This window comes from Virgisporangium ochraceum (assembly GCF_016863655.1).
Taxonomy (GTDB): Bacteria; Actinomycetota; Actinomycetes; order Mycobacteriales; family Micromonosporaceae; genus Virgisporangium; species Virgisporangium ochraceum.
Window position 1 is genome coordinate 54151 of sequence record NZ_BOPH01000126.1, and the last position, 15969, is coordinate 70119.

Annotated in this window: 16 protein-coding genes; 15 read left to right on the forward strand and 1 reads right to left on the reverse strand. The window is 71.8% G+C overall.

The annotated features are described in order from the left end of the window. Positions 1–24: 24 nt before the first annotated feature. The 9 genes from Voc01_RS43940 to Voc01_RS43980 all read left to right on the forward strand — a co-directional run bounded on the left by Voc01_RS43940 (position 25) and on the right by Voc01_RS43980 (position 9480). The gene (locus tag Voc01_RS43940) at positions 25–1050 is read left to right on the forward strand and encodes a Gfo/Idh/MocA family protein (RefSeq protein ID WP_203933694.1); all 1026 of its coding nucleotides are present in this window, start codon (positions 25–27) and stop codon (positions 1048–1050) included. After that, positions 1047–2015 (forward strand): Gfo/Idh/MocA family protein, encoded by a 969-nt coding sequence (locus Voc01_RS43945; RefSeq protein ID WP_203933695.1) that lies wholly within the window; start codon positions 1047–1049, stop codon positions 2013–2015. Before Voc01_RS43940 ends, Voc01_RS43945 begins: the two co-directional genes overlap by 4 nt. Further along, positions 2015–2881 (forward strand): fumarylacetoacetate hydrolase family protein, encoded by an 867-nt coding sequence (locus Voc01_RS43950; protein ID WP_203933696.1) that lies wholly within the window; start codon positions 2015–2017, stop codon positions 2879–2881. The genes Voc01_RS43945 and Voc01_RS43950 overlap by 1 nt, the downstream gene beginning before the upstream one ends. Positions 2882–2959: 78 nt before the next feature. After that, positions 2960–4555 (forward strand): ABC transporter substrate-binding protein, encoded by a 1596-nt coding sequence (locus tag Voc01_RS43955; RefSeq protein WP_203933697.1) that lies wholly within the window; start codon positions 2960–2962, stop codon positions 4553–4555. A gap of 70 nt (positions 4556–4625) precedes the next feature. Then, entirely contained in the window at positions 4626–5585 is a 960-nt protein-coding gene (locus Voc01_RS43960; RefSeq protein WP_203933698.1) for an ABC transporter permease, read from the forward strand. Between the two features lie 5 nt (positions 5586–5590). Next, positions 5591–6484, forward strand: coding sequence for an ABC transporter permease (locus tag Voc01_RS43965; protein ID WP_239160925.1), 894 nt, complete (start codon positions 5591–5593; stop codon positions 6482–6484). Continuing rightward, positions 6481–7515, forward strand: a complete 1035-nt coding sequence (locus tag Voc01_RS43970) for an ABC transporter ATP-binding protein (RefSeq protein ID WP_203933700.1) — start codon at positions 6481–6483, stop codon at positions 7513–7515. Before Voc01_RS43965 ends, Voc01_RS43970 begins: the two co-directional genes overlap by 4 nt. Positions 7516–7555: 40 nt before the next feature. After that, the gene (locus tag Voc01_RS43975) at positions 7556–8602 is read left to right on the forward strand and encodes an ABC transporter ATP-binding protein (RefSeq protein ID WP_239160924.1); all 1047 of its coding nucleotides are present in this window, start codon (positions 7556–7558) and stop codon (positions 8600–8602) included. A gap of 11 nt (positions 8603–8613) precedes the next feature. Next, the gene (locus tag Voc01_RS43980; RefSeq protein ID WP_203933701.1) at positions 8614–9480 is read left to right on the forward strand and encodes an IclR family transcriptional regulator; all 867 of its coding nucleotides are present in this window, start codon (positions 8614–8616) and stop codon (positions 9478–9480) included. 20 nt (positions 9481–9500) lie between these two features. Here Voc01_RS43980 and Voc01_RS43985 read toward each other — a convergent pair whose 3' ends face one another. After that, entirely contained in the window at positions 9501–9881 is a 381-nt protein-coding gene (locus tag Voc01_RS43985; protein WP_203933702.1) for a RidA family protein, read from the reverse strand. A 40-nt stretch (positions 9882–9921) separates the two neighbouring features. On the opposite strand from Voc01_RS43985, the gene Voc01_RS43990 reads away from it, so the two are divergent. The 6 genes from Voc01_RS43990 to Voc01_RS44015 all read left to right on the forward strand — a co-directional run bounded on the left by Voc01_RS43990 (position 9922) and on the right by Voc01_RS44015 (position 15966). Continuing rightward, entirely contained in the window at positions 9922–11487 is a 1566-nt protein-coding gene (locus Voc01_RS43990) for an N-acyl-D-amino-acid deacylase family protein (protein ID WP_203933703.1), read from the forward strand. Continuing rightward, a complete protein-coding gene (locus tag Voc01_RS43995) occupies positions 11487–12311 on the forward strand; it encodes an amidohydrolase family protein (protein WP_203933704.1) in 825 nt (274 codons plus the stop codon). The genes Voc01_RS43990 and Voc01_RS43995 overlap by 1 nt, the downstream gene beginning before the upstream one ends. Beyond that, complete coding sequence (locus Voc01_RS44000; RefSeq protein ID WP_203933705.1) at positions 12308–13408, forward strand: alanine racemase; 1101 nt, start codon at positions 12308–12310, stop codon at positions 13406–13408. The genes Voc01_RS43995 and Voc01_RS44000 overlap by 4 nt, the downstream gene beginning before the upstream one ends. Before the next feature lie 410 nt (positions 13409–13818). Beyond that, positions 13819–14100 (forward strand): hypothetical protein, encoded by a 282-nt coding sequence (locus Voc01_RS44005; protein ID WP_203933706.1) that lies wholly within the window; start codon positions 13819–13821, stop codon positions 14098–14100. A gap of 13 nt (positions 14101–14113) precedes the next feature. Continuing rightward, complete coding sequence (hisD, locus tag Voc01_RS44010) at positions 14114–15406, forward strand: histidinol dehydrogenase (protein ID WP_203933707.1); 1293 nt, start codon at positions 14114–14116, stop codon at positions 15404–15406. A gap of 17 nt (positions 15407–15423) precedes the next feature. Beyond that, positions 15424–15966: a hypothetical protein gene (locus Voc01_RS44015; protein WP_203933708.1), complete on the forward strand. Its 543-nt coding sequence runs from the start codon at positions 15424–15426 to the stop codon at positions 15964–15966. Positions 15967–15969: the final 3 nt, after the last annotated feature.

The window sequence follows — 15969 nt, forward strand, 5'->3', positions numbered from 1 at the left end:
GGTGACGACCACAGGATGGCGGACATGGAACCCCGTTCCGTGCCGCAGCCGAAGCCCGCAGGCGTCCTCCTCGTGGGCGCCGGCTTCATCGCCGGCGCACACAGCGCGGCGATCGCCGCGAACCCGCGGGCCGAGCTGGTCGGCGTCGTCGACGCCGACGCGGGACGCGCCGCCGCGTTCGCGCGGTCGCAGGGTGGGATCCGGCACGGGTCCGACCTCGCGGAGGCGTTGCGGTGGGAGGGCGTCGACGCCGCGATCGTGTGCACCCCGAACGACACCCACGCCGCGGTCGGCGCGGCGGTGGCCGAGGCCGGGCGGCACCTGCTCATCGAGAAGCCGCTCGCCACCACGGTCGCCGACGCGAAGGACCTGGAGCGCCGGTTCGCCGCCGCCGGGAAGGTCCTGTTCGCCGCGCACACCCACCGCGCCTACGACTACGGCCGCGCGGTCAAGGAGACCGTCGACGCCGGCACGATCGGTCGGCCGCTGCTGGTGCGGCTGGCGATCCTCGGCGGCTGGATCTGGACCGACTGGAGCGCCTGGGTCGCCGACCCGGAGAGGTCCGGCGGGCACGCGCTGCACAACGGAGTGCACCTGCTCGACCTCGCCACGTGGTGGATCGGCGACGAACCGGTGGCGGTGCGCGCCCGCGGGCGCAAGGAGACCGCGACGGACCTCCGCATCTACGACTACCTCGAGATGGTGCTCACGTACGCCAACGGCGCCACCGCCATTTGTGAGATGAGCCGCGGCCACCGGCCCGCCACGCTGAGCCGGCGCGAGGTCCTCGTCGTCGGCACCGACGGTCAGCTCGACCAGGACTGGGACGGCGAGGCCGCGCTGCTGCAGGCCGAGGGCGGCACGGCGCTGGTGCCGGCCGCCGGCGGCGACGGGTTCGCCGCACAGCTCGCCGCGTGGCTCGACGCGATCGACGGTGCCCCACCGGCGATGCCCGTCGCCGACGCGGTCCGCGCCGTCGCGATGGGCATCGCCGTGGAGACGTCGATCGCGACCGGCCAGCCGGTCGCTCTCTCGGGGGTGACCGCGTGAGCACCGTCGTGTTGGTGGGGTTCGGCGGTATCGGGACGCAGGACCACCAGACGGACATGTACCTTCCCGCCTTCGCGAGGCACCCGGCCTTCACTCTGGTGGGGACCCTCGGATCGGCCGACCCTGGCGGTGCGGAGAAGGCCGCCAAGGCAGCGAGCGACCACGGGTTGCGCCACTTCACCGACCCGGCCGAGGCGTTCACCGCGGCCGACGTCGTCTGCGTGGCCGCGCCGATCGGGCTGCGCGGCGGGATCGTCGCCGACGCGGTCCGCGCCGGGAAGCACGTGCTCGCCGACAAGCCCCTGTCGGCGAGCCTCACGGAGGCTCTCCGGATCCAGCGGCTCGCCGCCGAGCACGGGGTCGTTGTCGTTCCCGCGCACCACATCCGCCTCGGCGGGGCGCTGCGGTCGGCCCGCGCCGCGGTGCGGGCGGGGCGCGTGGGGCTGCCGTGGAACGTGCAGGCCGACTTCCTCGTCGCCGGCGGCGACCCGTCGCCGCTCGGCGAACTGGTGAACCTGGCGCTGTACCCGGTCGACGCGGTGTGCTCGATCCTCGGCCTCGACGTCACCCGGGTGTACGCGACCGGCGGCCCGGCGCTGGTGACGCTGATGCTCGACCATCCGCACGGGGTCACCAGCACCGTCGTGTGTGGACGGACGGGCACGCTGCACGGCCTCGCCCCCGCGGGCCTGGCGACCCACCGGTACCGGGTCAGCGGCTCGCACGGCGTGCTGACCGTCGACGCCACGAAGCCGGCGCTGCGCGTACGCACCGCCGAGCGCCAGTCCACCGCCTGGACCGGTCCCGGCACCGTCGACGCGCTGCTCGACGTGCTCGCCGCCGGCATCCGCACCGGCCGGCCCGAGATCGGCGTGGCCGACGCCGTGCGGACCCTGCGGGTCATCGAGGCCGCGCAGCGGTCGATCGACACGGGTGCGCCCGTTCACCTGGAGGCTGATTCCTGATGCGACTCGTCAGCTACCGCCGCGACGGCGCGGTGCGGCACGGCCGCCTGGAGGGCGACGACACGGTCGTCGAGCTCGGCGGCGGCGACCTCGGTGTCCTCGTGGCGACCGTGTTCCCGCTGACCGCCGGCACCGCGCCCAAGGACACCGGGACGTACCCACTGTCCGATGTGGAGCTTCTGGCGCCCCTGTCACGCCCCGGCAAGCTGCTCGCGGTCGCGGCCAACTACCAGGACCACGTGGTCGAGGGCGGTGGCCCGCCGCTCGACAAGTCGGTGATCACTCCGCGGCTGTTCCTCAAGCCGCCGACGTCGATCGTGGGCCCGGGTGCGGTCATTCCGCTGCCCGACATCAGCGACCGGGTCGACTACGAGGCCGAGCTGTCGGTCGTCATCGGCGCCCGGACCCGCAACGTCCCCGTCGAGAACGCGCTGGACGTCGTCACCGGGTACATGACGTCCAACGACGTGTCGGCCCGCGCGGTCGACTTCGGCAAGGTCACCCACTCCGCCAGCGACCGGGCGGTGTGGTTCTTCGAGTGGCTCGCCGGCAAGTGGTGCGACGGGTTCGCCCCGATCGGGCCGTGGCTGGTCACCGCCGACGAGGTCGGCGACCCGCAGACGTTGCCGGTCGAGCTCCAGGTGAACGGGGAGACCCGGCAGAACGGATCCACGAGGGACATGATCTTCCCGGTGGCGGAGCTGGTCTCGCACGCGTCCCGCGTCATGACGCTGGAACCCGGCGACATCATCATGACCGGTACGCCGTCCGGCGTCGGTGACGCCACCGGTCGGTACCTCAAGGCCGGCGACGCGGTGACGGTGACCGTCGGCACGCTCGGCACGCTGCACAACACGGTGGCCTGAGGCCGCAACGCTTTCCCCTCTCATCCCACATCCACTGGCTCACCAGGTCACCGCCTCACCAGAGAGGTCCCACCCATCATGCGCAGAAGGCTCTTCGCCTGCGTCGCGGCGACGGCGCTGTTAGCGGTCGCCGCGTGTACCGGCCCCAAGACCGACAACACCGGCGCCGGCGCCAACGCGTCGATCAACGTGTACCTGTACCAGGAACCGGCCGGGCTGTTCGGTCCGCTGGCGGCCAGCAGCGGCCCCGACAACCAGGTCATGTCGTTCATCAACGAGGGCCTGCTCGGCGTCGACCCGGACTACAAGCTGCAGCCGCGGCTGGCGGAGAGCTTCGAGGTCTCCTCCGACGCCAGGACGTTCACGTTCAAGCTCCGCAAGGGCGTGAAGTGGAGCGACGGCACGCCGTTCACGTCGAAGGACGTGCTGTTCACCTACAACGCGCTGGCCAACACCAAGGCGAAGGCGGCCACCGCCGGTTCGTACGCGGCGGTCGAGGGTGTCAAGGAGTTCAACGCCGGCACCGCGCAGACCATCACCGGCTTCTCGGCGCCCGACGACAGCACGTTCGTCATCAGATCGGCGGCGCCCAACTACGGCCTGGTGGCGCTGATCGGCATCGCGCACATCATGCCCGAGCACGTGCTCGGCAAGATCGCGCCGGAGAACCTGGCGGCGGACGCGTTCTTCCGCAAGCCGACCGTGACGATCGGCCCGTACACGTTCGTCGAGTACAAGACGAACCAGTACGTGCACGTCACCGCGAACGCGAACTACCGCACCGCGCCGAAGATCAAGGACGTCTACCTCAAGCCGATGAAGTCCGACGCCGCCACCGCGCAGCTCGGCAACGGCCAGATCGACATCGCCTCGTACTCGCCGACCGACATCGCCACGGTGTCCGGCTTCGGTGACGTCACCACGCAGGAGAAGCCCGGCGCCGGGTTCGTGCGCATCGCGCTGAACCAGTCGAAGGACTACTTCAAGGACGCCCGCGTGCGCCAGGCGTTCCTGTACGCCACCGACCGCAAGCAGATCGTGCAGACGGTACTCAGCGGCAAGGGCGAGGTGCGGCTGTCGAACTTCGCGAAGGCGAACGAGCCCCCGGGCCTCAACGAGTACGCCAAGGACGTCAACAAGGCCAAGCAGCTGCTGCAGGAGGCGGGCTGGGACCCCAACCGCGTCGTCAAGCTCCAGTGGGTGCAGGGCCAGCGCGACCGCGACGCCACCGCGACGATCGTCCAGAGCGAGCTCGCGGCGGTCGGCGTGAAGGTGGAGCTGGTGAACATCCAGGCCGCGCAGATCCAGAAGACCTACCAGGACAAGTCCTACGACATGGTCCTGTACGGCGGTGGCAACTACGCGATCGACTCGTCGGCGATCAACGTGATCACCGCGTGCGCCCAGCAGTTCCCGGCCGGCGGTAACATCAACTTCTTCTGCAACCCGCAGCTGGACGACCTGATGACCCGCGCCAACGCCTCGAACGACGAGTCCGAGCGCAAGGACCTGTACGGCCAGGCCGCCAAGCTGGAGAACGAGCAGGCCGACCTGTTCTGGCTCTACTCCCCCAACGGCCTGTGGGGCGTCAACAAGCGGATCCAGGGCTTCAAGGCCGCCGGTTCGCAGGACGCCGGCTTCTGGGACCCGGCGTCCTGGAGCGTCTCGAAGTAACCCCGACCCGCCGGGTGCCCGCCGTCACGGCGGCGGGCGCCCGGCCTCACCACGACCCGAGAGGAGGACCATGGGTGCGTTCCTGGTTCGGCGCCTGTTGACCAACGTGCTGGTCTTCTTTCTCATCACCATCGCCATCTTCGTGCTGGTGCACTCCACCCCCGGCGACCCGATCGCGATGCGGATCCCGCCCGACCAGCTCAACACCGGCAGCGCCGAGTACATCGCGCAGATCCGCGCGGATCTCGGCCTCGACGACCCGTTGTACCTCCAGTACTGGGAGTGGCTCGGCAACGCGCTCACCGGCGACCTCGGCTACTCCCTCCTCAATGGACGGCCGGTCACGGAGCTGCTCCTGGAACGGGTCGGCCCCACGCTGGAGCTGATGCTCGTCGGGCTCGCGGTCTCGCTGCTCGTCGCGTTCCCGCTGGGGATCCTCGCCGCCCGCCGCCGCAACTCGGTGTTCGACTACGGCGCCGCGGTCGTCAGCCTCGGCTCGGTGTCGATCCCGATCTTCTTCGTCGCGCTGATCGCGATCTACCTGTTCACGTTGAAGCTGCAGATCTTCCCCTCGTCGGGCATCTCCGATCCCACGAACCCGGGTCTGGTCGACACGCTCATGCACCTGGTGCTGCCGGCGACGATCCTCGGCTTCGGCAACTCCGGCGCCTACATGCGGTACGTGCGCAGCAGCATGATCACCGAGCTGGGCGCCGACTACGTGCGCACGGCCGAGGCGAAAGGCGCCGGCCCGCAGCGGGTCGTGGTGCGGCACGCGCTGCGCAACTCGCTCATCCCGGTGCTCACCATCATCGCCACCAACCTGGGCCAGCTGTTCGCCGGCGCAGTGGTCATCGAGCAGGTGTTCGCCTGGCCCGGCATGGGCCAGCTCGCGGTCAGCTCGGTCAACCAGCAGGACTACTCGGTCATCATCGGGTTCGCGCTCATCGTGGCGATCCTGGTGCTGCTGTCGAACCTGCTCGCCGACGTCCTCTACACGCTCGTCGACCCGAGAGTGAGGCTGTCTTGACAGACGTGGCCGCCGCGACCAAGGCCGACGCGCAGGCCGGTCCCGGGAAACCGCCGAGCACGCCGTTCCGCACCGGGCTGCGCCGGTTCCGCCGGCATCCGGCCGCGCTGATCAGCGTCGGGTACCTCCTGCTGGTCGTGCTCGCCGCCATCTTCGCCCGTCCGCTGTCGGGTCACGACCCGAACGTCATCGACCTGCTCGCCGCCCGTCAGGGACCGTCGGGCGAGCACCTGCTGGGCACCGACCCGACCGGTCGCGACGTGCTGTCCCGGCTGCTGTTCGCCGGTCGGGTGTCGCTCGGGGTCGGCATCGCGTCGGCGGCGCTCGCGGTCGTCGTCGGGTCGGTGCTCGGCGGGCTCGCCGGGCTCCTGGGCGGTTGGGTCGACGGCGTCATCATGCGCGTCGCCGACATGTTCATGTCGTTTCCGTCGCTCGTGGTGATGGTGGTACTCGCGGGCATCCTCGGTCCGAGCGTGGTGACGATGGTCATCGCGATCGGGCTGTTCCAGTGGCCGGTCTGCGGCCGCATCGTCCGCGGTGTCACGTTGTCGCTGCGGGAACAGGAGTACGTGCTCGCCTCACGCGCCACCGGCGCCGGGCCGGGGTGGCTGATGACGCGCCACATCCTGCCGGCGGCACTGCCCCCGGTGAGCGTGGCCGCCACGCTCGCCGTCGCGCAGGGCATCGGGCTGGAGGCCACGCTGTCCTTCCTCGGCCTCGGTGTGCAACCGCCGTCGGCCAGCTGGGGCAACATGCTCACCGACGCGCAGAGCCTCACCGTCATCCGGTCCGAGCCGTGGCTGTGGATGTCACCGGGTATCGCGGTGGCGCTCACCGTGCTCGCGGTCAACTTCGTCGGCGACGGGCTGCGCGACGCCGTGGATCCGAGGTCCTCATGACCGACCCGTTGCTGAAGGTGGAGGGGCTGTCGGTGCGCTTCGGCACCGAGGGCGGCACCGTGCACGCGGTGTCCGATGTGGACCTGTCGGTGTGGTCGGGCGAGATCGTCGCGATCGTCGGCGAGTCCGGGTCCGGCAAGACGGTCACCGCGATGTCGATCCTGCGGCTGCTGCCGAAGACCGCGACGGTCACCTGCGACACGCTGTCCTTCCGCGGCGAGGACCTGCGGGCGATGTCCGCCCGCCAGCTGCGGTCGGTGCGCGGCGGTCCGGTCGGTGTCATCTTTCAGGACCCGATGACGGCGCTGAACCCGGTGATGACCGTCGGTGACCAGATCGCCGAGGCGGTCGTGCTGCACCAGTCCACAAGGGACAAGCGGGCCGCGAGGGCACGCGCGGTCGACCTCCTGCGGCTCGTCGGCGTGCCCGACGCCGAGCAGCGGGTGCGCCAGTACCCGCACGAGTTCTCCGGCGGCATGCGGCAGCGGGCGATGATCGCGATGGCGATCGCCAACGACCCCGACCTCATCATCGCCGACGAGCCGACCACCGCCCTCGACGTCACCATCCAGGCGCAGGTGCTCGCGCCGCTGAAGAAGGCGCAGGCGGAGACCGGCGCGGCCACCATCCTCATCACCCACGACCTCGGCGTGGTCGCGGAGATGGCCGACCGGGTCGTGGTGATGTACGCGGGACGCATCGCCGAGACCGCCGGCGTGCGCGAGCTGTTCGCGCGCCCGCGCCACCCGTACACGATGGGCCTGCTCGCGAGCCTGCCCCGGATGGACACCGACGTCGACCAGCTCGAGCCGATCCCGGGCAACCCGCCGAACCTGGCCGACCCGCCGGCCGGCTGCCCGTTCCACCCGCGCTGCCCGATCGCCCGCGACCGGTGCCGCACCGACCGTCCACCGCTCGTCCCGGTCGCGAAGGACCACTACTCGGCGTGCCACTTCCACGAGGAGCTCGCCGGTGTCGACGCCCAGACCCTCTACGGCCAGCGCCCGGCCGGAAACGAGGTCACGGCATGAACAGCCCCATGAGCGCGGGTGGGCGGAGCGGAGCGATCGCGTGACGGCACCGGATCTGGTCAAGGAGCCCACGGGAACGGCGCCGCTGCTGAAGGTGGAGAACCTCAGCAAGCACTTTCCGGTGCGCAAGGGCGTGTTCCGCCGGGCCGTCGGCGCTGTCCGCGCGGTCGACGACGTCAGCCTCGAACTCCGCCCGGGGGAGACGCTCAGCCTCGTCGGCGAGTCGGGGTGCGGCAAGTCGACCACCGGCCGGCTGCTGGTGCGGCTGCTCGACCCGACGTCGGGTCGCATCGAGTTCGACGGCGTCGACATCGCGCGGCTGCCGCAACGTGAGCTGCGCGGGAAGCGCCGCGAGCTGCAGATCATGTTCCAGGACCCGTACGCGTCGCTGTCGCCGCGGATGACCGTGCACGACATCGTCGCCGAGCCGCTGCGGGTGCAGGGCCGCTACCGGGAGAACGGCGCCGACCGGGTGGCCGAGCTCCTCGAGCTGGTGGGGCTGCGGCCCGAGCACGCCCTGCGGTACTCCCACGAGTTCTCCGGCGGCCAGCGGCAGCGGGTGAGCCTCGCCCGGGCGCTGGCGCTCGACCCGCGGCTGCTGGTGCTCGACGAGCCGGTCAGCGCGCTCGACGTGTCGGTGCAGGCCCAGGTGATCAACCAGTTGCGCTCGTTGCAGGAGCAGCTGGGGGTGGCGTACGTGTTCATCTCGCACAACCTGTCGGTGGTGCGGCACATCTCGCACCGGGTCGCGGTGATGTACCTCGGCTCGATCGTCGAGACCGGCACCCGGGCGCAGATCTTCACGTCCCCGACCCATCCGTACACGCAGGCGCTGCTGTCGGCGATCCCGGTGCCCGATCCGGAGGGCCGCGAGACCCGCGAGCGCATCACGCTGACCGGCGACGTACCCAGTCCCAGCAACCCGCCGTCCGGATGCCCCTTCCGTACCCGGTGCTGGAAGGCCCAGGATATCTGTGCCCGGGAGAAGCCGGCGCTCGTCGACCGCACCGGTGTCGGTCACCCGAGCGCCTGCCACTTCCCTGAAATTCCTGGGGGGTCACAGACCCCGGGAACCCCGTCCACATAGGAGCTCACACCATGGCCCGAACCACCCGTCAGGCCTCGGTCGACGACGCCAGACCGGCATCGGCCAACTACCACGCCAACGCGCTGGCCCGCGGCCTCGCCCTGCTGGAGATGCTGGCGGCCGAGCCGGAACCGTTGACGCTCGGCGAGTTCAGCGACCGCACCGCGCTGCCGAAGAGCACGCTGGTACGCCTGCTCGCGGTGCTCGCCGAGATGGACTACGTGGTGCGGGTCGACGAGCGGCCCGCGTACCGGCTCGGGCACAAGGTGCAGGGCCTCGCCGCCGCGTACGTGTCCAATCTGGACCTGACCGTCGTCGCCGAGGCCTACCTGCAACCGGTGGCGTTGTCGACCGGGCAGACCGCGAACCTCGGCGTGCTCGACGGCGACCAGGTGCTGCACATCTGCGTCGCCGAGCCCGACCGGCCGCTGCGGTTCACCACGAACCTCGGAGCGCGCGACCACACGCACTGCACCGGGCTGGGCAAGGTGCTCCTGGCGGGCCTCACCGACGAGCAGCGCGCGGCCGTGCTGCCCGCCGAGCCGTTCCCGTCGTTCACCGAGCACACCCTCACCACGCAGGCCGACCTGCGCAAGGACCTCGACCGGGTCAATCGCCGCGGCTTCGCGCTCGACGACAACGAGCGCAGCACCGGCCTGCGCTGCGTGGCCGTGCCGATCACGATCGACGACCGGTGCCTGGCCGCGGTGAGCGTCTCCGGGCCGGCGGGCGAGTTCACCGGGGCCCGCCAGCAGGAGTACGTCGCGGTGCTCGACCGCGTCGCGAAGTCCATGGCGGCGGACCCGGACTTCGCGACCGCGCTGCGGATCGTGCACCGGTCGCTGCGCCCCGCGGTCAAGCCGACCGTGAGCGCATGACCGGTGGGCCGACCGGCGGTTCAGCCGCCGACGTAGGCGACCGCGTCGATCTCGACGCGGACGTCCGGGTGGCCGAAGGTCACCACCACGGTGGTACGGGCGGGCAGCGTGTCACCGAACCGTCGCCTGTAGACCTCGTTGAACGGCGCGAACAGCAACGGGTTCGACAGGTACGCGCCGATCTTCGTCACCTGGTCGAGCCGCGCGCCGGCCGCGGCCAGCACCAGTTCGACGTTGTCGATGGTGAGCTCGACCTCGCGTTCGAAGTCACCGATGTACACGCTGCCGTCGGGCAGGTTGGCGACCTGGCCGGACACGAACACGAAGTCGCCGGCGCGCGTGGCGGACGACAGCGGCACGGGCGGCGTCGGCCGGCCCTCAGGATGGAAACGTTCAACCATGGCCGTATGGAATCACATTCCACATTGAGGTCGCAGGTCCATGTCGCGTGATCTGCTGCTCACCGGCGGCCTCGTGGTCGACGGGACGGGCGCGGAACCGCGCCGTGCCGACGTCCTCGTCCGCAACGGCCGCGTCGCAGCCGTCGGCGCCGTCGTGGCCGATGTCGACAAACGCGATGTGACGGGCCGCGTCGTCTGCCCCGGCTTCGTCGACATCCACACGCACTCCGACCTGACCCTGCTCTCCGACCCGCGTGCGCTCAGCAAGGTGCACCAGGGCGTCACCACGGAGGTGGTCGGCAACTGCGGCCTCGGCGCCGCGCCGCCCGGTCCCGACCCCGGGGGCCTGCGCGGCGCGGTGAGCTACCTCGATCTGGACCCCGCCGTCACGTGGCCGTGGCACGACCTCGACGGCTACCTCGGCGCGGTCGAGCGGGCCCGACCGGGCGTCAACGTCGCCGCCCTGGTCGGCCACCTGCCGCTGCACGCGGCGGTGTGCGGCCTCTCCGACCGGCCCGCGTCCACTGTGGACCTCGACCGGATGACCGGCCTGCTGCGTGACGCGCTCGACGCCGGCGCCGTGGGCCTGTCGACCGGCCTCGTCTACGCCCCGCTCCCCTACGTGCGCGAGGAGGAGCTGGTCGCGCTGGCGCGCGTCACCGCGTCCACCGGAAAGCTCTTCGCCTGGCACCTCCGCAACTACGACGACGGCCTGGTCGAGTCGGCGGCGCAGGCCGTGCGGGTGGCCCGGGAGACCGGCTGCCGCACGCAGATCTCGCACCTGCAGGCGGTCGGCCCGAGGAACTGGGGTGGCGTGCGCCGGGTGCTCGACCTGGTCGACGCCGCGAACGCCGAGGGCTGCGACATCGGCGTCGACGTCTACCCGTACCTGCACGGAAACGCGCCGCTCGCGCAGCTCCTGCCGGCCTGGGCGCAGGCCGGCGGGCAGGCCGTGTGGATGCCGCTGCTGCGCGACCCGGTGGTGCGCAACCGCGTCCGTGCGGAGTGGACGGACCGCGAGTCGCGCTGGGACGAGATCACGGTCGGCTGGACCGCGCGGGCCGCACCGGATCCCGAGATCGGGCGCAGCGTGGCCGAACTGGCCGCCGAGCGCGGCACGACCGGCGGTGAGGTCGTGCTCGACATCCTCGCCGAGCTCGGCATGGGCGTCATGATGACCGCCGGCGGCCGCAGCGAGGTCGACCTGCTCGCCGCGCTCGCCCACCCCGCGAGCGTCGTCGCCTCCGACGGGCTGGCCCTGGACCCCGACGGCGTCACCGGCGCCGGCCTGCCGCACCCGCGCAGCTACGGCACGTTCCCGCGCTACCTGTCCCGCTACGGCGACGACGACCTCGCCGACGCGGTGCGCCGCTGCACCTCGGCGCCGGCCGCCCGCGTCGGACTCGACGACCGCGGCGTGCTGCGGGCCGGCGCCCGCGCCGACGTGGTCGTGTTCGACCCCGCGACGTTCACCGACACGGCGACGTTCACCGCGCCGCACCGCTTCGCCGCCGGCATCGACCTCGTCCTGGTGAACGGCGTGTCCACCGTGGACGGTGGCCGGCACACCGGCGCCCGGGCCGGCACCGTGGAAAGGAGATTCTGATGCTCGACGTCCATACCCACTGCCACCTCCCCGAGCACTGGGGGTGCGAGTGGTCGAAGAACTGGCAGCCGGTGTACGGCCACGAATACGCCGAACGCACCCCGGAGCAGTACGACGAGGCGATGGCCGGGGCCGGCGTCGACCTCGCGTTCGTCTTCGGCATGCGGGCCACCCGCGCCGGGGTCATCACGCCCAACGAGCACGTGGAGAAGTTCTGCGCCGACACCTCGACCCCTACGGTCGGGTTCATGGCGCTGGACCTCGGCGACCCGGACGTGCTCGACCAGCTCGCCGACGGCGTGAGCCGCGGGCTGCGCGGCGTGAAGCTGTACCCGATCCTGGCCCACTTCGACGCCCGCGACGAGACGCACGACCGGTTCTTCGCCGCCGCCACCGCCGCGGACCTGATCGTGCTGTGGCACATGGGCGCCACGCCCAGCCCGGAGGGCCGGCTGGAGCTGAGCAACCCGCTGCTCGTCGACGACGTGGCCCGCCGCCACCCCGAGCTGACCCAGATCATCGCCCACATGGGACACCCGTGGCAGCGCGAGACGATGGTCGTGCTCCGCAAGAGCCGCAACGTGTTCGCCGACGTGTCGGCGGCCTGGGCCCGCCCGTACGACGGGCACCGCGCGCTCATCCGGGCGCAGGAGTGGGGCGTGGTCGACAAGCTGCTGTTCGGGTCGGACTATCCGATGTGGACACCCGCGGAGGCGGTCGCCGGGCTGCGGGCCCTGACCGGGGTCGGCCCCGGCATCGAGCCCGCGACGATCGAGTGGCTCGTCGACGGCGACCCGCGCGAGGCGCTGGGGGTGCGGGCATGAGCGCCCCGTTGAGCGAGCTGCCCACGCCGTCGCTCCTGGTCGACCTCGACCGGCTGGAGCGCAACATCGCCGCGATGGCGGCGGCTTTCGCCGGCAGCGGGATCGCGCTGCGCCCGCACGTGAAGACCTCCAAATGCTGGGAGGTGGCCCGCCGACAGCTCGACGCCGGCGCGATCGGGTTCACCTGCTCGACCCCGGCCGAGGTGGCGTGGCTGCAGGACCACGGGGTCGGCGACCTGCTGTGGGCGCACGCGCCCGTCGGTCCCCGCAAGGTCGAGTTCGCCGTCACCGCCGCCCGCCGCGGTGGGCTCACCGTGGCGCTCGACTCGGTCGAGGCCGGCGCGCCGCTGTCGGAGGCCGCGGTCGTCGCGGGTCTCACCGTGCCGTTCCTCCTCGAGGTCGACACCGGGCACGCCCGGCTCGGCGTCGACCCGGACCGGGCCGTGGCGACCGCGTCCGCGCTCGCCGCGCTGCCCGGGCTGCGCCTGCGCGGCGTGATGACCCACGAGGGTCACATCTCCCAGGAGGCGGTCCGCGACGACCTCGAGCGCGCCGGCAGGGAGGCCGGCGCGCTGCTCGTCAGCGTCGCCGAGGCGCTGCGGGCCGCCGGCCACGAGGCGCCGGTCGTGTCGGTCGGCTCGACGCCGGGTGCCACGTCGGCGCCGTTCGCGTCCGGGGTCACCGAGGCGCGGCCGGGCACGTACGTCTACTTCGACGCCAACCAGACCAGGCTCGGCAGCTGCCAGCTGTCGGACTGCGCGCTCACCGTGCTCGCCCGGGTCCTGTCGGTGCAGCGGGACGGGCGGGCCATCACCGACGCGGGGGTCAAGGCGATGAGCTCCGACACCATCGCGACGGCCGGCTCGGTCGGCATCGCCTGCGACGTCGACGTCGTCCCGCTGGAGGGTGTGACGTTCGTCGACGGCAACGAGGAGCACGGCTTCCTCCTCGACGCCGGCCCGACCCGGCTGAAGGTCGGCGACCTGGTGCGGCTGGTCCCGAACCACGCGTGCGGCACCACGAACATGTGGAGCCACGTCACGGTGGTCCGCGGCGGCGTCGCCGTCGACGACTGGCCGATCCAGGCCCGTCACTGAACCACGCCGGTCGCTGTTGACATGGAACGGCATTTCACGTGTGCTGGGTGGGGTCGCGACCCCACCCCGACACGACGAGTGCACGGGAGTTCCCATGTCTCCTCACGCACCACACCGGCGAAACCTGGCCCTGACCGCCGCGGCCCTCGTGCTGCTCAGCATCTCGGCGTGGAGAGCCAGGTGTACGGGATGCCGGTGCCTCGTGCGGTGGTCGCGGCCGGCGCGCGAACCTGTGCTGCCGCTGGGCCGCGCCGGCGCGTGGGACGACTCGATGGTCTTCACCTCGACCACGTTGCAGGTGTCGTCGTCGACCGTCTCCGTGTACTACGGCGGGTTCAAACGTCGACCACGGCGGCGGGCCCACGCAGACCGCGAAGATCGGGCTGGCGTCGTGGCGGCGCGACGGGTTCGTGTCGCTGCACAACGCCGGTGACGAGGCCGGGACCGTCACCACGAGGCCGATCACGTTCACCGGTGGCACGTTGCACCTGAACGCGGTGGTGCGGGCCGGCGGCAGCATCCGGGTGGAGGTCCTGGGAACCGCCTTCGGTCTCTCGAACCCGGTCACCGGCGACCAGTTGGACGCCGCGGCCTCGTGGACCGGCGGGTCACTGTCCACACTGGCCGGTCAGCAGCTGCGGCTGAGGTTCCACCTGGACGACGCGGACCTGTACTCGTACTGGATCAACTAACTGGAGGTACACGGTGGCCACACATCTGAAGTCGCCGGCGGCCGTCGCTACGTCCGCGGCGGAAGGCGTTCGCGAGACCGTCGCGGCGGTGATCGCCGACGTGCGGGAGCGCGGCGACGCCGCGGTGCGGGAGTACTCGGAGAAGTTCGACAACTGGTCTCCGGACTCGTTCCTGCTCTCCGCCGACGACATCGACCGGATCGTGGCCACCGTGCCCTCACAGGCGATCGACGACATCAGGGCCGTGCAGGCCCGTGTGCGTGGGTTCGCCCAGCGACAGCTGGACTCGTTGCGGGACTTCGAGGTCGAGACCGAGCCCGGTGTCCTGCTGGGACAGAGGAACATCCCGGTGCGGGCCGCCGGCGCGTACGTGCCCGGCGGCCGGTACCCGCTCGTCGCGTCGGCCCACATGACCGTGGTCACCGCGAAGGTGGCCGGCGTCGAGCGGGTCGTCGCGTGCACGCCGCCGATCCGTGGCGAGATCCCGGCCGCGACGATCGCGGCCATGCACCTGGCCGGCGCCGACGAGATCTACCTGCTCGGCGGCGTCCAGGCCGTCGCGGCGATGGCCGTCGGCACGGAGACCATCGGACGCGTGGACCTGTTGGCCGGCCCGGGGAACGCCTACGTGGCCGAGGCCAAGCGCCAACTGTTCGGCGAGGTCGGCATCGACCTGTTCGCCGGTCCCACCGAGATCCTCATCGTGGCCGACGACGCCGCCGACCCGTTCGTCGTCGCCGTCGACCTGTTGAGCCAGGCCGAGCACGGCCCCGACTCGCCCGCGGTGCTCATCACCACCTCGGAGACGCTGGGGCGCGAGGTCATGGACCTCGTCGACCGCGTCCTGGTCGACATGCCCACCCGCGACTTCGCCGCGCCGGCGTGGCGCGACCACGGCGAGGTCGTGCTCGTCGACGACCTCGCGCAGGCGTATGCGCTCGCCGACCGGTACGCGTTCGAGCACGTGCAGGTCCTCACCCGCGAGCCGCGCGAGGCCCTGACCGCGATGCGCGACTACGGCGCTCTGTTCCTCGGCGAGGCGACCTGTGTGTCCTACGGCGACAAGGTGATCGGCACCAACCACACCCTGCCGACGCGCAAGGCGGCCCGGTACACGGGCGGCCTGTGGGTCGGCAAGTACCTGAAGACCGTGACCTACCAGGAGGTGACCAGCACCGCGGCGAGCGCCGACCTCGGCCGCCTCTGCGGTCGCGCGGCCCGCCTGGAACTGTTCGAGGGCCACGCCCGCTCCGGCGACGTGCGCGCGCACAAGTACGAGGGTGACCCGCTACCGTGGGCGCCCTGACCCGTTAACCTCCCTCTATGCGTTACTGGGTGGTGTCCCTCGTCCTCGTCGTGCTCGGGATCGCCGGCATCACGTACGGCGTCCCGTTGCACCCGGTCCCGGATCCGGCGGTGGCGGAGACGAGCTTCCCCGGCACCTACGGCTCCCCAGGGGTCGTCACGGTGGAGAAGCCGGGCGCCTACACGGTGTGGGAGGACGGCCCCTACAGCCACCGGAGCATCCGGTGCCGCGTGTCCGGGCCCGGCGGGGAGTCCGTCCGCCTCACCGCGCCCCGGTTCCTGGTGCGCTGGGAGACCGACGACTCCGACGCCGTCGACAACCGGACCGCGCTCGGCACCTTCGACGCACCCCGCGCCGGCCGGTACGGCCTCGACTGCCCGTTCGACACGGAGGTTCCCGGCGTCGGCTTCGTGGTGACGGAGGAGCCGGACCTGACGCGGTCGCTCGCGGCCACCGTCGGCGGGGCCGTCGCGCTGCTGGCCGGCGCGGCGGTCGCGGTCACGGCGTTCGTGCGGCGACGGCGGGTCGCCGTCCCCCGGAACGGCGGCCCGTCGTCGTAGGTC

Excerpts from the sequence above, each read along its gene's own strand:
- Voc01_RS43990 (WP_203933703.1), top strand. The coding sequence starts at position 9,922 with ATGTCGCGTGATCTGCTGCTCACCGGCGGCCTCGTGGTCGACGGGACG.
- Voc01_RS43970 (WP_203933700.1), top strand. The coding sequence starts at position 6,481 with ATGACCGACCCGTTGCTGAAGGTGGAGGGGCTGTCGGTGCGCTTCGGC.
- Voc01_RS44015 (WP_203933708.1), top strand. The coding sequence starts at position 15,424 with ATGCGTTACTGGGTGGTGTCCCTCGTCCTCGTCGTGCTCGGGATCGCC.
- Voc01_RS43980 (WP_203933701.1), top strand. The coding sequence starts at position 8,614 with ATGGCCCGAACCACCCGTCAGGCCTCGGTCGACGACGCCAGACCGGCA.
- Voc01_RS43960 (WP_203933698.1), top strand. The coding sequence starts at position 4,626 with ATGGGTGCGTTCCTGGTTCGGCGCCTGTTGACCAACGTGCTGGTCTTC.
- Voc01_RS43940 (WP_203933694.1), top strand. The coding sequence starts at position 25 with ATGGAACCCCGTTCCGTGCCGCAGCCGAAGCCCGCAGGCGTCCTCCTC.
- Voc01_RS43985 (WP_203933702.1), bottom strand. The coding sequence starts at position 9,881 with ATGGTTGAACGTTTCCATCCTGAGGGCCGGCCGACGCCGCCCGTGCCG.
- Voc01_RS43995 (WP_203933704.1), top strand. The coding sequence starts at position 11,487 with ATGCTCGACGTCCATACCCACTGCCACCTCCCCGAGCACTGGGGGTGC.
- Voc01_RS43950 (WP_203933696.1), top strand. The coding sequence starts at position 2,015 with ATGCGACTCGTCAGCTACCGCCGCGACGGCGCGGTGCGGCACGGCCGC.
- Voc01_RS44000 (WP_203933705.1), top strand. The coding sequence starts at position 12,308 with ATGAGCGCCCCGTTGAGCGAGCTGCCCACGCCGTCGCTCCTGGTCGAC.
- Voc01_RS43955 (WP_203933697.1), top strand. The coding sequence starts at position 2,960 with ATGCGCAGAAGGCTCTTCGCCTGCGTCGCGGCGACGGCGCTGTTAGCG.